This is a genomic window from Tractidigestivibacter scatoligenes (assembly GCF_001494635.1).
Classification (GTDB): domain Bacteria; phylum Actinomycetota; class Coriobacteriia; order Coriobacteriales; family Atopobiaceae; genus Tractidigestivibacter; species Tractidigestivibacter scatoligenes.
This window is the reverse complement of the sequence record NZ_LOJF01000010.1, coordinates 52057-66963: the sequence shown is the minus strand read 5'-3', so window position 1 is coordinate 66963 and position 14907 is coordinate 52057. Positions and strand designations below refer to the sequence as shown.

Below are 14907 nucleotides of genomic sequence, written 5' to 3'. Positions count from 1 at the left end.
TCGCCCGGCGGCGCGCCCCTCGCCCGTCGGCGCCCTTCTCGCCCGTCGCCGGAAGAGCTATATTTTCGCCATTTGCAACATAACCCCCCGCTCCGGCGACAAAATGTCGCCGGAAGTGGCCAAATGGTGCACAGTGCATCAAATTGCGTGCTCCGGCGACAAGCAACCACTCTCGTCGGCGCAAGCCCCATCCGCGCCGAATCCGCTGTGCGCCGACACCCGCGGGTGATACTGTAGAAACTTGCAAACTCAGCCCCCGCTCTCGGGAGCCCTTGAAGGAAGGCCGCAAACGATGCCTAGAATCACACCAGGAAACAGGCTTTACCTGTACAAGCTTCTCTCGTCCACCCTTGGGACCAACCGCCAGGCGCTTCTCTCGCGCGTCGAGGAGGTGCTTCTGGAGGACGGCATTGCGCCGCAGGACCTTGGGCAGGAGGACATTCAATCGCTTATGGAGGCGCTTCCCGAGTTCGTTCGGCTCACCGTCTTCAAAAAGGGACGCGTCTACGCAACGATCGTGCCCAACGAGGAGTACGACGGCTACCTCGAGCGCGCGGGACAGTCTGGTTCCGACAGCGCAGGCGAGAAGGGAAGCAAGAGCAAGCCGTGGAAGCGTCGCAAGGGCTCGCACGACCCCAAGCCGACAAAGCCGCGCCACGTCGAGAAGGCCGAGGCCAAGCCGGAGCCCGCGCCGGAGCCGGAAGCTGCGGCCGAGCCAGAGCCGGCATCCGCGCCGGAGCCGGGGCCTGAAACCGTAACCGTGCCGGAACCCGAACCGGTGCCAGCACCTGCGCCGGCGCCGCAGCCCTCCCCGGCCGACGAGACCCCCAAAGAGCCAAACGGGCCGCAGGTAGAAGCCACTGGAGCCGAGACCCGCGAGCAGCCGGCGCCCGAGACGCCCGCCAGCTCTGGCATCAACCTCACCATCACCTACGACCCCTACGAGGACATGGAGGCAGACCTCGCAGCCGCTGCCCAGGCACAGCCCACGGCGCCAACACCGGCTGCAGCCCCGGCGCCCGTCGCCCCAGCACCTACGCCCGTCTCGGCACCTGCGCCGGCGGCCGCACCCACCCCCGCGCCAAACTCGCAGCAGCTCCCCCATCAGAACCTCCCCGAGCGCTTCTCGGAAGAGGTCCACTGCAAGGACGAGCTTCTCCGTGTGCTCTACCAGAAGCTCCCCATCGACGCCGACGTCACTCGCACGCTCGACGAGGACTGGCGCGTGGCCCGCTCGACCGGGACCCTCTCGGGCACAAGGAGCCGCGTCACGTTCCCGCTCCGCTACCTCCACGAGGACGGTTCTGGTCCAGTTGAGGTCACAATCCGTCGCACGTCACGGCCAACGTCCGGCAAGCAGTGGAGTCTCGCGCTGGTGGATGGCGACGACGGAACCGGTGCGGTTCACGAGCAGGTTGGCCTTGAGGGCCTTCCCGCGGCTGACGAGGGCGCGTGGAGCGACCTAGCCGGTGCGCCGCAGCAGGATACGGGCTCTCCGGCCGTAAGCCCGCTTCGCGAGTTTGCGCAGTTCGCAGTCATCGGCTCCTGGGAGCGCACGCTTGGGACGCTTGCCACCATGGCGACGCCGGAGCGCTGGAACTTCCCCGGCGAGGGCGTGGGCGGTCCCTCTCGCTATGGCATCCTGCGCGAGTACCTCACTGTGACCTTCCATCGTGCCGTTGAGCAGGGACGCATTGCCACGGCGACGGACAGCTCACTCGCTGCTTATAACACGGGGTTGCTCACCCCCTTTGGCGAGGACGTCTACGCAGTCTTCTCGCCCAACTTCGGCGACATTCCCTGGAAGCTCGACGGCTTTGCCACTGCGGGCTCGGGGGAGTTGGGCGCCCGCCTTGTGGCGACGCTTCCCGAGCTGCCGCAGCCGGCAAGCTACCTCGAGCGCGTCGAGGACGTTGTCTGCCAGCCGGGGCACATGCTCATCCTTGACACCGAAGCGCTTCTGGGCGAGAAGGTCGGCCGCCTGCCGCGCGCCTTCCTCGCCGATCAGCTGGCCGGAAGCCCCGAGGCATCGCGCCTGCTGCGTGACGGCATGGATGCCGGCAACGGTCGCCTGGGGCGCAGTGCATGCCGGGAGCTGGCGCGCACCATCAAGGGAGACCCCAGCCTCTACCGCCGCATGGGTCGCGCGCTCCAGGATGCCACGACCCTCTCGCTACGCCTAGCGCAGGCAAGCTATCGCATGGCAGCGCCGGCATTTGACCCCGCCACCAGTACCATGCGGCTCCTGCTGCCGCTCTGCCTGGTAGACGATGGTGTGGCCGACTGCGCCATGTCGCTTGAGCTCATGCCGTCCGGTGCATACCGTGGCGCAGCGATCCTCTCGCTGCCGCGCGCTTATGCCTGCGCGCGCGTCGTGAGCCGAGACCAGCCCACATGGCTCTCGCCGGAAATCGTCCTGTAGCCTTGCTCGGGTAGACTTGAACCACAAAGGCAACGAAGGGCCGCAACTAGACCGCGCTGGAGGCATGCATGTCGAAGATCGAAATGAAGACCCCACTCGTCGAGATGGACGGCGACGAGATGACCCGCATCATCTGGCAGATCATCAAGGATGAGCTTATCTGCCCGTACCTCGATCTTAAGACCGAGTACTATGACCTGGGCCTTACGCACCGAGACGAGACGGGCGACCAGGTGACCATCGACTCCGCCGAGGCCACCAAGCGCCTGGGCGTGGCTGTCAAGTGCGCGACCATCACCCCCAACGCGCAGCGCGTCGAGGAGTACCACCTGCACCAGATGTGGAAGAGCCCCAACGGCACCATCCGTTCGATGCTCGACGGCACCATCTTCCGCGCGCCCATCGTGGTCAAGGGCATTGAGCCCGTGGTGAAGTGCTGGAAGCGCCCCATCACCATCGCGCGTCACGGGTATGGCGACGTGTACAAGAACGTCGAGTATCGCGTACCCGGCGCCGGCAAGGCCGAGCTGGTCTTCACCGACACGGAGGGCCACGAGGAGCGTCGCCTGATTCACGACTTTGACCAGCCGGGCGTGATCCAGGGCATGCACAACGTGGACTCCTCCATCGAGGGGTTCGCGCACAGCTGCTTCGAGTACGCGCTCTCCACCCATCAGGACCTGTGGTTCGCCTCGAAGGACACCATCTCGAAGATCTACGACCACCGCTTCAAGGACATCTTCGCGGACATGTACGAGAACGAGTACCGCGAGCGCTTTGAGGCGGCGGGCATCACGTACTTCTACACCCTCATCGATGACGCTGTGGCACGCATCATGAAGAGCGAGGGCGGCTTCATCTGGGCATGCAAGAACTACGATGGCGACGTGATGAGCGACATGCTCTCGTCGGCGTTTGGGTCGCTTGCCATGATGACCTCGGTGCTGGTATCACCCCACGGCCAGTACGAGTACGAGGCGGCACATGGCACCGTACAGCGCCACTATTACAAGTACCTGCGCGGGGAGGAGACCTCGACCAACTCGGTGGCCACGATCTTTGCGTGGACCGGGGCACTCGCCAAGCGCGGCGAGCTGGACGGCACGCCGGAGCTTGTGGACTTTGCCAAGCGCCTGGAGCACGCGACCGTCAAGACTATCGAGGACGGCCGCATGACGGGCGACCTTGCGCGCATCACCACGCTAGAGAACCCCACCAAGCTCAACACGCGTGACTTCATCCTTGCCATTCGCGACGAGCTTGAAGCCGGCGTGTAGAGACGCCGCATCGAATCAAGGCAGGAGGGGGCGAGGCCATAGTCTCGCCCCCTCCTCTGCTCTTTGGGAATTCCACAAGCGCCTGCATGCGTGACCTGGCGCAATTCGACGGTTGGGCTACGGTTTTTGTGCCAGGACCAGGGGCGGAAACGGCTAAGCCACTGCCTCTCGAACCCGCCTATCGCTGCTCAAGATCCGCAAGTGCTCCAGCAACGTCGTCCACTAGCACATCGGCGCCCTCGCGCACCGCCTCGGGCGCGCGATTAAAGGTGTATGCAACATCAGCTTCGTCAAGGAGCGGTAGATCATTGAAGGAATCGCCAATACCGCCAACCAAGCCAAGCCCCAGCTGCTGACGCGCGACGGCAAGACCGGCGCCCTTTGAGCACCCTGTGGGCACCACGTCTACAGAATCGAGATTCTGGAAAGCGGAACCCCTGCCCCCAAGCAACTCCCCCACTCCAGCCACAAAACGCGCGGCGCGCTCCTGGGTACCAAACCCCAGCGAGATAACCTGCACGCCGTCACCGCCATGGCCCATGGACAAGGCCTCGTCAACCGAGCTCACAACCCTAAGACGCTTGAGAAACCCCTTTGGCAGCCCGGGAATGCTGGCACCACCCAGCACCAGGTATCCAGATTCCAACGCTATAAACGGCGGGCGAGCGGTTTGCCCACGCGTCGCATCGAGAAGCGCACGCACATCGTCATCGGGAATCTCTCGCGAGAACAGCGTGTTCCCCGCCCCGTCGCTCACGCACGCTCCACTGCTCGTGATGGCAAAGTCAAAGCTCAGGTCTCTTCCCGCATCCGCAAGAACGGCGCCAAGCGGACGCCCGGTGCACACGCCAAAGAGTCCACCCCCAGCGCGAAACGTCCGGATAGCTTCAATGTCGCGCGGGAGGAACCGATGAAGCGGATGCGCCCTGCCGCCAATGCCAAAGAAGAGTGTTCCGTCAAAGTCGCTCGCCATCGCCCTTCCCGCAAAGCCAGCACCCGTCATCAACAGCTCCCTTCAATAACGCAACCCTGCCATCATACCGCGGCCGGCTCAGGCGCCGTTGAAAAGCAAGGGCGCCACCGCCCAAGATGAGCGGTGGCGCCACTTGCAGCATAGAAACGTCACCTCAGAAGACAATTAGTGCCAGATGCGCTTGGCGTCATCGTCTGTGATAGTCCAATCGTTCCCGTCGAGGTGCCAGTTCGCGAAGTCCTGAGAGTCGCCGGATATCTGGTACTCACGCCAACCGGTGTCGAACTTGCCGTTACTCGTCGTCATGAGGTAATAGCGCAGGCGATCTGCAGGGTCCCTACGATCCTCAATTGCCTGGTTGTACTCGCCGTAGTGATTAAGCACATCCTGCGAGGCACCCATACCCTTAAGCATGGTTGCCTGAAGATCGTAGTGGCTCACTGGCTGTTGGGAAATCTGGCACGGCACGGTGTCCGCCTCGGCAGACTGTGCAGGCTTCACAAAGATGATTGGCGTCGAAACGCCGTCCAACACGTCTGGTGTGAGATACCACACACCATGGTCTGCTGTAATAATCACCGTTGTGCTGTCATACAAGCCCAAACGCTTGAGTTCGTCAAGGTAGGTGCGCACGATCTTGAAGGCACCAACCATCTGCGACTCCCAGTCGCTAGACTCCGCAACCTTGTTGCCGTCGGCATCCATGGTATAGGGCCAGTGGGTACCAACAAGGTGAATGAAGCGGAACGAGGCATCCTCGTCGTTGATGGAAAGGCCATTCTCCTTGAGCGCCTGGTAGTAGGCAGGGTCATCCATGATATAGGGCGTCAGGTCAGGAGATGTCCCGCTCGTACTTGCGGTCATGCCCTGATTGATCTGGTCCGTGTAGAACCAGAAGAATGGCTTGGCAATCCACGGCATGTCGCGATAAAGCGCGCACTGGTACAGAATGCGAAGCGTACCTTGCCGATCAAGGGCACCTTTGGCAACGTCCGAGGTACTCTCGAAGTTCTCAGCATGCTGTCCCAGGTACTCACTCCAGCCATCGATCCAATCCGCAGAGTCAGAGTAGATGTCCGTGGTGTAGCCCTGAGCCGCCACATCATCCAAGAAGTGGCTGTTTGTGTACATGGACGAGAGAAAATCCGCCGCATCCTCGCCCTTCTGCGGCCGCGCGCCCGTGAGCAGAGACGGAATGCCATAGCGCGTGGGAATCATCGACCCCGTGCTGTTCTGGTACCAGGTAAAGCCATCCAAACCGTCAAGCATGTTGGGGTTGTCGGCATAGGCTTGCTTGGCATCCGCGGTGTCGGTCATGTCCAGCACAAAGCACACCACGTTCTTCTTGCCAGAGACGTCAAAGAGGCCTTTCTCGGTAATGGTGATGGACTCTGGCTCGGATGCCGCCTTGGTCACGATGCCCACGACGCCAGTCACCTGCACAATGATGAGGGCAACGCTCAACACTGCGGAAACAGCCCTCTCGATACGTGGACGCTTGACCGCAAACACCAAAAATGCAACAAGAATGGTTGCCCACACGAGCAGGCTGATAGCAGTGATTTTGTTGTACTGGGTCCAGTCTACAAGGTTGCCATCGGCAACTGGCAGGCTCGAGTTCATAAAGAGCACCTGCACGTAGGCGCCCACGCCAAACGCCACGACTATGGCAACAACCACGTCAAAGGCGCGCCCACGAACTGCCGAAATGGCAAGGCCGGAAACAACGGAAACGACGAGACCCGCCACCACCACAACCTGCCATACTTGCTTTATGCCAAAAAGGAGGCTGTCGGAGCTGCCGGCAACAAGCTCAAGCGGCGCCACCACGAGCACCGTAAGGACGAGAAGCGCGCAGGCGAGAAGCGCAAGCACAAGGCGACGCCCCCACGGCAAACTGGTCGTGCGGCGCTTGGAGCCGCCAAGTGCGGACCCGCCCATGGCGGCAAGATCCTCGCGTGCCGACGCGTCTGCCGCGGGCTTCCCGGCTGGGTCGATGCGCGATACGGCCGGCTCCGCCACGCGCTTGGCGCCCTCATCAATGTGCAGGATCCTCATGAGCGCCTTGCGGGTGCGCCTGAAGGCCACGCCCAGGACCGCGGAGAGCGCAACAGCAACCGCGGCCAGCGCTTGAATCGTATAAGTCATGACCGAGGGGTCCACGTAGGCAAGCGCCGGCGTCGCCATGGCCGTGAGCAGGCAGGCGCTTATCGCAGAAATGCTCAAGACATCCCAGACAACGATGACTCCCCTCGAGAAGCAACGCGCAACGCGTCCATCACACGCATGCCTAGCGACCATCACGCACACCGCCATTCTCTGCCATAGCACCGGCAGCCGTAATGTCCTTACCCTCCTGCTTGGCGAGAACCTCCCTCAGGATGTACTCGCCCGCAGCCTCGCCGCCGTGGCCAAGGTTGTAGATGAAGCTATCGCGAATTTGGCGAATCCTGTCATGCCAAGACGCGGGGTTCGAAACCATGTCATCAATGACGCCCTCGAGCTCAGAGAGATCCGCCGGGTCGAGCGAGCGGCCAATCTGGTTGCGCAGGCTAATGTCGGTGGGTTCTATCCCAACCTGCTCCCAGTCTGGGTTCGTGACCTTCATTGGCGTGTCGATGAAGAGCGATGGCTTGAGCGTGGTGAACGAGAACTCCTCCGCGATGGAGGACCAGTCGGTAACCAAGACGTCGGACTCAAGGATGGAGGAGTGGCCCGAGAAGTCGCCCTCAAAGACCAGCTCGTCCTTGGGCACCTTGGCATAGCGCTCGACCAGCGCATCCCAGCGCGGACGGTAGCGCTTCACATACTCCGGGTGCGGACGAACAATCACGCGGTACCCATGGCCCAGAAGCCTTCCCAGCATGTCATCAATGCAGGTATCGAGGATGTTGTCCTGGTTCCAGGACGGGGCAATGAGAATGACGGGCTTCTCGTGTGCCACCTTGGGCATGGCCTCGTAGTCGGCAATCTCGCGGTCGAGAAGGTCGTAGCCAATCTTGGGGAGCTTCTTCCTTGGTGTGTGATAGACCTCCTCCATGCGTCGAAGCTCGCGACGCTGGTGCGGCCCCACGCACATGACTGTGTCGAAGTTGTCGTACTCCTCTTTGGTCGAGGTAAGGTGCATTGAGGTCATATGGTGGCACATGTAGATGTACTCGATGTCCTTGCGCACGTAGGAGCGCTTGATGTAGTACACGTCGAGCGCGCCAAGCGAGCTCACCACCACGTCCGCATCCATCTTCATCATGAGCGTGATGAGTCGCTTCTGGTCAAGGAAGTACGGGATGAGGCGCGGCTCTCGCTTGGCGATGTCAAAGACCTGGTCGTCGGGATCGCTTGTGAGGTAGTGGATGCGCACGTCGGAGTTGTTAAGCAGCCACTCGATGGCGCCCTGGAAGTACTTGTAGAAGCCCGAACTCTCCGAGTAGAACACCAGGTGCTTGCCGTCCACCTTGAAGAAGCGCTTGTAGTCTGCCTTGGCGCGACGGGCCAGCGGATCTGGCTGGTACCACTTGCGGTCGCCCTTGGTGGCCTCCTCGATGGCGTTGAACTCGTCACGAGCCTTGTTGAGGTCCTCATAGTCGATGTAGTCGCGCGGCTTCACGATCACGTTGCACAGCGCCTGCACCGCAATAGAGAGCAGGTTGGAGCACACCCAGTAGAACGCCATGCCGCACACCACGTAGAAGCCCAGGAAGAGCGAAAGCGCGATGGAGAGGCCGTTGGTCATGTTCTTCTCGGCGCGGGACTGCTCACGCTGGAGGGGGTTGATGTGGTTGGAGGCCCAGCCCATGATCACGGCGGAGAGTCCGGCAAGAAGCGGCATGATGAGCGATGCACCACCGCTCTCGATGGGCACCAGCCCCAGGAACTCGGTGCCGGGCGCGCCGGAGTCTGTGATGGAGTGGATGACGTCCACCAGGCCAAAGAGGATGATCACCTGGATGGCCAGGGGGATGAGCGAGAGCAGCGCATGGTAGTGCTTCTCGTGATAGAGCTCGTTCTGCTTTTCCTCGATGGTCTCGCGGTCGCCGTAGTAGCGGCACTTGATGCGGAAGAGCTCGGGCATGAGCTGGACCATCACGATGCTGTTCTTCTGACACCACACCGAGAGGGGCATAAGGATGACCTTGGAGAACAGGGTGAAGAGAAAGATTGCCGCCCACCAACTGCCGGTAAGGTCATAGGCCGGCTGCACGATAAGCGAGAAGAAGCTTGCAAGCGCCTCGAACATTATGTGTGACTCCCAGTTTATTCAGCTGACATTGGGACCGTGCTACCTTACCACGCGAGAACGACACAATTACTATTCCATTACATACTTATAGAGTCGTTGCGGCCGTCGGCAGGCAAGGCTGAGCTGTACCGCCAGAAGGCGTCGTGCGGTATCCTCGAGGCAGGAAAAACTCACTGCGAGAGGGGCATATATGGCTTTGGGCAACAACGTGCTGGTGGGGCAGTCCGGCGGACCCACGGCCGCAATCAACGCAAGCCTTGCGGGCGTGGTGGGCGCCGCGCGCGCAGCCGGCCTGCACACGGTAGGCATGCGCTATGGCATCCAAGGACTGCTCGATGGGCGTACCGTGAATCTTGACGAGCATGTGGCAAGCCCCGCCCAGCTCGAGCTTCTCTCGCACACGCCGTCGAGCTACCTGGGAAGCTGCCGCTACAAGCTGCCGGACCCCTCCACGGACGAGACGACCTACCGTACGCTCTTCAAGCGCTTCTCCGAGTTTGGCGCCTGCGCGGTGCTCTACATTGGCGGCAATGACTCCATGGACACCATCGCGAAGCTCTCCCGCTACGGCGAGGCCATTGGCTCAAAGATCCGCTTTGTGGGCGTGCCCAAGACCATTGACAACGACCTCATCCTCACCGACCACACGCCAGGCTATGGCAGCGCGGCAAAGTTCATTGCCGCCACCGTGGACGAGCTTGCCTGCGACGCCGACGTCTACGACCTCAAGAGCGTCACCTTCGTCGAGATCATGGGCCGCGATGCCGGCTGGCTTGCCGCCTCCGCCGCGCTTGCCGGCGAGGCGGGCGGCCATGCGCCAGACCTGGTGCTCCTTCCCGAGGTTCCACTCGACGAGCAGGACCTTCTCCAAAGGCTCGCGGAACTTATCGCCGAGAAAAACACCGTGGTCGTTGCCGTGAGCGAGGGCGTGCGCACGGCGGATGGCACGCTCATCTGCGAGCGAGCGGGCTCCACGGCGCGCGTCGATGCTTTTGGGCACGCGGCCGCACTCTCGGGCACGAGTCGCTACCTGGCAGACGTGGCCCACCGTGAGCTGGGGTGCAAGACGCGTGCCGTCGAGCTGTGCACCACGCAGCGCTGCGCCGCCCACCTGGCAAGCCAGACGGACCTCACCGAGGCATCCGGCCTTGGTGCCCGCGGAGTGAACGCCGCGCTGGACGGCGCCTCGGGTGTCATGAGCGCGCTCACGCGCGTATCCGACGCGCCGTACGAGGTTCGCTACGAGTTGGTTGACGTGAACCGCGTGGCAAACGCCGTGAAGGCCGTGCCAGCGGAGATGATCCGCGAAGACGGCATGGGCGTAACCGAGACCTACCTGCGCTACGCCCGTCCGCTCATTGCCGGTGAGCCGTCGCTCTCGTTTGTGGGCGGCGTGCCGGCCCACGTGGCACTGCTGGCATAGGATGGCGGAGACTGGCTACTCGCGGAGCAGCCAGTCCTCCATCGACCACACCGTGCGGCCTCCTACCGTTGCGGTCTTGTCCACGTTCATGACAACCGCTTGGTTGGCAACGTCGGCGCCAACCAGATCTCCCACGCGAGCCAGGTGTCTCGTGAACGAAGACCTATACGTTGCCGATGACTTGACTTCCACAAGCTCGGGCTCCAAGGGGTTGGTCATGTCGAGCAAATCGACCTCAATCTTGCTGTCATCGCGATAGAAAAAGAGCTGGGGCTGCTTGCCAGAGTTGATGTGTCGTTTTGCCGTCTCGGAGATAATCAGGTCTTCCACAATCGCTCCCCTATGGCGGGAAACCATGAACTGATCCTTGGTCGTAATCCCAAGCAGGTGGCAGAGAAGCCCTGTATCGTTAAAGTAGAGCTTGGGAGTCTTGGTAAGTCGCTTGCGAATGTTGGCGTGATACGGCTGAAGAAGCTGCACCACATAGCTCGACTCCAGAAGAGAGAGCCATGACCTCGCAGTCTTTGGGCTTATACCCACGTCATTGGCAAGGCTGGTGAGGTTGAGAAGATTTGCACACCTATCAGCACAGACCGTAATGAAGTTTCTAAATGCGCTGAGGTTACCTGGATCAACATACCCGGACGCATCGCGCGCGATATACGTGCTCAGGTAGTTCTCGTAATAGACCTCGGGCGGAATGTCCACGTCATACAGACGGGGATAGCCGCCGCGAATAACGAAATCATCCACCGACAGCTCGGGTATGGCTCTGTGCGCTTCCCGATACGAAAGCGGCATGAGCCTGAGTAGGCCCACTCTCCCCGCAAGGGATTGCGTGATCTGCCTTAGCAGGAGGAAGTTCTGCGAGCCGGAGAGAATATACTGCCCCGGTGTACCCACCTCATCAGAGACCACTTGGATAACATTGAAGAGTTCTGGCGCAAGCTGAGCCTCATCAATGATGAGCTTATGCGGTCTTTGGCGAATGAACCCAACCGGGTCTTCAAGCGCCATTTCTCGAACACCTGGGTCTTCGAGGTTCTCATAGCGATACTCAGGAAAGGTGGCCTGAACCAGCGTTGACTTGCCACTTTGTCGCGGGCCCGTGATAGAGACCACGGGAAACCAGTCAGCGTTCTTCTTCGCGCATGGGATGATGTCTCGCCCTATCACTTAGTTCCCCTCATGAAATACCATAATCAGTACGTGCATATTACCATAATCGGGAGCGAGAAGAACCATATTCGAGAACCGACAAGCACCATAATCGGGAGTGTATCGCCCGGAAGTCACGGCGAGAAGGGTGAACCCACCATCCAACGCGCGGGACGCTTACACCCCCTTCCCAACCCTGCTGTGGCGCTGTTGAGAAGAAACTGGACGGAATTCTCTATCCTAGAGCCGAATTCTGTCGAAATTGTTCTCAAGAGCACCGCGTGAAGTCCTTCTCGTCAATGGTGCAGAGAGGCCAGGCCACGGATTCAGGCGCGAATGTGTGGCGGGAGACCTTCTGGTAGCGTCTGCCGCAGAGCGTGGGCAACAGGCTCGCCCACATAGCACCGTTGGCGTAAAAACCAAAATAACTGAAACTCATGAGCGAACAGCCTTTACCTGCAAGAATGTATGGCACGAATGCGTGCAAATGGCACGTTTGCCGAACAATTCCGTATAGCCAGAACCGCCGGGGGCAAAATGGTGCAAAGTGCGGAAGTTGGGAGAGCCCGCAATCGTGGGTGGTAGGGGCCACCTACATGTAGAGGGGGTACACATCAGCAAACAGGCACGTCGTGTAAAGCGGCCGTCTTGGGGGAGGTTTGTGCAATGCTCAGGAGCGTTGGCGGTGGCAGCCACCAGCCCAAAGAGATTAGTGCCGACAGGTGGGTATCCATGGTGGGCAAGGGAGCCCTCCAGGACTTCCAGGATTGCTTTGTCCGAGACTATCGCGTTCCACTTCTGCTCATAGACACGCAGGGCAAGCCTCTGCTTGTCCCCTCGCTCAAGCTGGGCTTTTGCAACTTTGTCCAATCTGGGATGGCGCATGACTGCTCGGGCATCGCAGCACACGACATCGCAGCGGTCGCCAGCTACTTCCAGAACAGAAGGGTCTTTGACCCACTGGTGCGCACCTGCAACTTTGGCATTACCTCATTTGCGATACCTGTCTTCTTCAACACACGCCTCGTTGCCCTGTGGCGCTGCGACGGTTTTGTCTTTGATGACGCGCCACACGCCGAGCAGCTCCAGGCAAAGTTCGACCTTCCCGTCATCACCCACGAGGAGCTAAGCGAGGCCACCTCGTGGCTCGAGTGCACCTGCCGGCTTCTCGACGTCCATCTTGACCCCTCGGCGGATTCCAGAGGCGCCACGCGCATACTCTCCCCCGTCCTTACCCCGCGTGAGAACGAGATTGCCGTTCTGGTATGCGATGGCCTAAGCAACTCCCAGATTGCCGACCGCCTCTTCCTCAGCGAGAAGACCGTCAAGACACACATGAGCAGCATCCTTGCCAAGCTTGGCGTGAAGAACCGTGTCCAGCTTATCTGCGAGTACGCAGACACGCTTGATGAGGACAACCGCCAGACTATGGTGGTGTAGCAGTATGAGACCTCCCAAGCTGCTCTTTGTATGCTCAGACGGCAAGGCACGCGAGCGCTTCAAGCGCGGTCTCGCCGCCTACGGCTGCGACGTGGTCCTGTGCTACCGTGCCGAGGAGGCCTTCCGCATCATCCGCACGTATCGCATCGATGTGGTGATCTTCTCGGTAGAGCTTCAGGACATGAGCGGCTACGAGGCATGTCGGCGACTCCGCGAGCACTACAACATTGTGGAGCAGCCCGCGGTTATCTACTCGACGCACGACTCCCCCGAGGAACGGCTAGCCGCCTTTCGCTCTGGCGCCAACATCTTCACCTTCGAGCCCATTCTCTTTGACCGGCTCTACTACGTGTTGATGCTCCTTGTGCGTGGCAAACGCATGATGCAGCGCTCCATGTCGCTCGATCAGGTGCTTCGCGTTGCCGACAGGCAGATTATTGGTAACGACGAACCGCCCACAAAGATTGAGGGCCCGCACGGCATGCTGGAAAAGTCGGACGCCCTGCGCTGGACAGACGTCCTCACGCAGAGCGTCGACCTAGAGCAGCAGTCTCAGGCAATAGTCCACGAGATGGTCAACCTCACGCTTGACCTGGTGCCGCGCTATGGCTCCATCGAGGGTGTCCTTGCGTACCTCGGCGACCTCTGGGAGGGCACCACCGCTCGTACGGAGCTTGACCGTGTCTTTGGCAACGAGGGGAAGCGCTTCTCGCTTGACGTTGACCACGCCACAACCGATGGCGCCTGCGCCCTCATGCTCATGTTCTGCGAGGAGATTCTCGACGGCTACACCCCCTCGGAGGCCCTGAGCCGCATTTCTGCGGATGGCTCCGTGAACCACGACGAGGTAGAAGCCCTGCGTCGCGTCCTTATAGCAGACGACTTCATGTCCAACATCTTTGGCTAAGCGCACCGCGGGATGCGGACGAGAGAAACGCCGCATCCCGCGTCCCATGCATTAGAACGGCGTCTCGCTTCCCACGTAGCACTTGACCCCGTGCCCCTGAACCACCTTGCGGAGACTCTCGAGCTTCTCGGGCGACGTGGGCTTGTCGTCTGCGAATGCGTACGTCATCGAGAGCTCTTCCCACTTGCTCACGCCAAGCCGGTGGAACGGCAGGATGTTGAGCTCGTTCAAGCCCACTTCCCTCATGAACGCACCAATCTTGTCAAAGTCCTCCTCGGTGTCGTTGAAGCCCCGGATGACCGGTGTACGCAGGATGAGTCGAGCACTGCAGTTTGAGCTGGTAAAGGCCCGAATGTTCTGCAGCACCTGCTCGTTGCCCATGCCCGTGTACTCGCGGTGCTTCTCGGTATCCATGCTCTTGAGGTCGTTGAAGGCAAAGTCCATGTGGCGCATCACGTTGAGGTAGACGTCAGTCGAGGCAGATGCCTCCGTCTCTATGGCCTTGTGGATGTAGGCCTCGTCGCAGCGCTCCAGCACGGCAAGAAGGAACTCGGGCTGGAACATGGGGTCGCCGCCCGAGAAGGTCACGCCACCATTTCCAGACCAGTAGTGGCGGTCGCGCTCGAGGATGTGCATGATCTGCTCGACCGTGTATTCCTCGGAGATCGTGACCAGGGCATCGTCATAGCAGGCCTTCACGCACTCAAACGTGGTGCAGACGTGGCACTTCTCCCAGTCAAATTTCATGGGGTGGTCCGGGTCTTGCGAGTTGTCGCTCACCGCACCGTAGGGGCAGGCCTCCAGGCAGCGCGTGCAGCGCTTGTCGGCACGGTTCACGCACTTTGAGGCTCGGTAGAGCTTGCCCTGTCGATTGTAGAAGCTCTCGGGGTTGCAGCACCACTTGCAGCGAAAGGGGCAGCCGGACATGAAGATGAGCGTTCTGCACCCAGGGCCATCATGGACGCTGTACGACTGAATGTCGAAGATCCTTCCTTTGAGCTCTCTGTCCCTATCGCTCAATGGCGCGGAAAGACTCCTCCTCATTTGTCTGTCTCCTCTCATGACAG

10 protein-coding genes are annotated in these 14907 nt (G+C 60.8%); 5 read left to right on the top strand and 5 right to left on the bottom strand.

The features are described 5' to 3' along the window. The first annotated feature begins 292 nt into the window (after positions 1 to 292). Entirely contained in the window at positions 293 to 2422 is a 2130-nt protein-coding gene (locus tag AUL39_RS11555) for a DUF3825 domain-containing protein (protein ID WP_059054965.1), read from the top strand. A 68-nt stretch (positions 2423 to 2490) separates the two neighbouring features. Further along, positions 2491 to 3699: an NADP-dependent isocitrate dehydrogenase gene (locus tag AUL39_RS07415; protein ID WP_059054964.1), complete on the top strand. Its 1209-nt coding sequence runs from the start codon at positions 2491 to 2493 to the stop codon at positions 3697 to 3699. 178 nt (positions 3700 to 3877) lie between these two features. On the opposite strand, the gene AUL39_RS07410 is transcribed toward AUL39_RS07415, so the two are convergent. The 3 genes from AUL39_RS07410 to AUL39_RS07400 all read right to left on the bottom strand — a co-directional run bounded on the left by AUL39_RS07410 (position 3878) and on the right by AUL39_RS07400 (position 8909). After that, complete coding sequence (locus AUL39_RS07410) at positions 3878 to 4702, bottom strand: HAD hydrolase family protein (protein ID WP_059054963.1); 825 nt, start codon at positions 4700 to 4702, stop codon at positions 3878 to 3880. A 135-nt stretch (positions 4703 to 4837) separates the two neighbouring features. After that, positions 4838 to 6898 (bottom strand): alkaline phosphatase family protein, encoded by a 2061-nt coding sequence (locus AUL39_RS07405; RefSeq protein ID WP_160327049.1) that lies wholly within the window; start codon positions 6896 to 6898, stop codon positions 4838 to 4840. Between the two features lie 64 nt (positions 6899 to 6962). Then, positions 6963 to 8909, bottom strand: coding sequence for a YidC/Oxa1 family membrane protein insertase (locus AUL39_RS07400; protein ID WP_059054961.1), 1947 nt, complete (start codon positions 8907 to 8909; stop codon positions 6963 to 6965). Between the two features lie 193 nt (positions 8910 to 9102). Between AUL39_RS07400 and AUL39_RS07395 the strand changes: the two genes are divergently transcribed. After that, positions 9103 to 10335, top strand: a complete 1233-nt coding sequence (locus AUL39_RS07395) for a diphosphate--fructose-6-phosphate 1-phosphotransferase (RefSeq protein ID WP_059054960.1) — start codon at positions 9103 to 9105, stop codon at positions 10333 to 10335. A 15-nt stretch (positions 10336 to 10350) separates the two neighbouring features. Here AUL39_RS07395 and AUL39_RS07390 read toward each other — a convergent pair whose 3' ends face one another. Then, entirely contained in the window at positions 10351 to 11457 is a 1107-nt protein-coding gene (locus AUL39_RS07390) for an ATP-binding protein (protein ID WP_235810812.1), read from the bottom strand. A 702-nt stretch (positions 11458 to 12159) separates the two neighbouring features. On the opposite strand from AUL39_RS07390, the gene AUL39_RS07385 reads away from it, so the two are divergent. Both AUL39_RS07385 and AUL39_RS07380 read left to right on the top strand, forming a co-directional pair. Then, positions 12160 to 12933 (top strand): helix-turn-helix transcriptional regulator, encoded by a 774-nt coding sequence (locus AUL39_RS07385; protein ID WP_235810798.1) that lies wholly within the window; start codon positions 12160 to 12162, stop codon positions 12931 to 12933. Between the two features lie 4 nt (positions 12934 to 12937). Further along, positions 12938 to 13840, top strand: coding sequence for a response regulator (locus AUL39_RS07380; RefSeq protein ID WP_059054959.1), 903 nt, complete (start codon positions 12938 to 12940; stop codon positions 13838 to 13840). Between the two features lie 51 nt (positions 13841 to 13891). Here the strand turns inward: AUL39_RS07380 and hpdA are convergent, their stop codons facing one another. Continuing rightward, a complete protein-coding gene (gene hpdA, locus AUL39_RS07375; protein WP_059054958.1) occupies positions 13892 to 14884 on the bottom strand; it encodes a 4-hydroxyphenylacetate decarboxylase activase in 993 nt (330 codons plus the stop codon). Between the last annotated feature and the right edge of the window lie 23 nt (positions 14885 to 14907).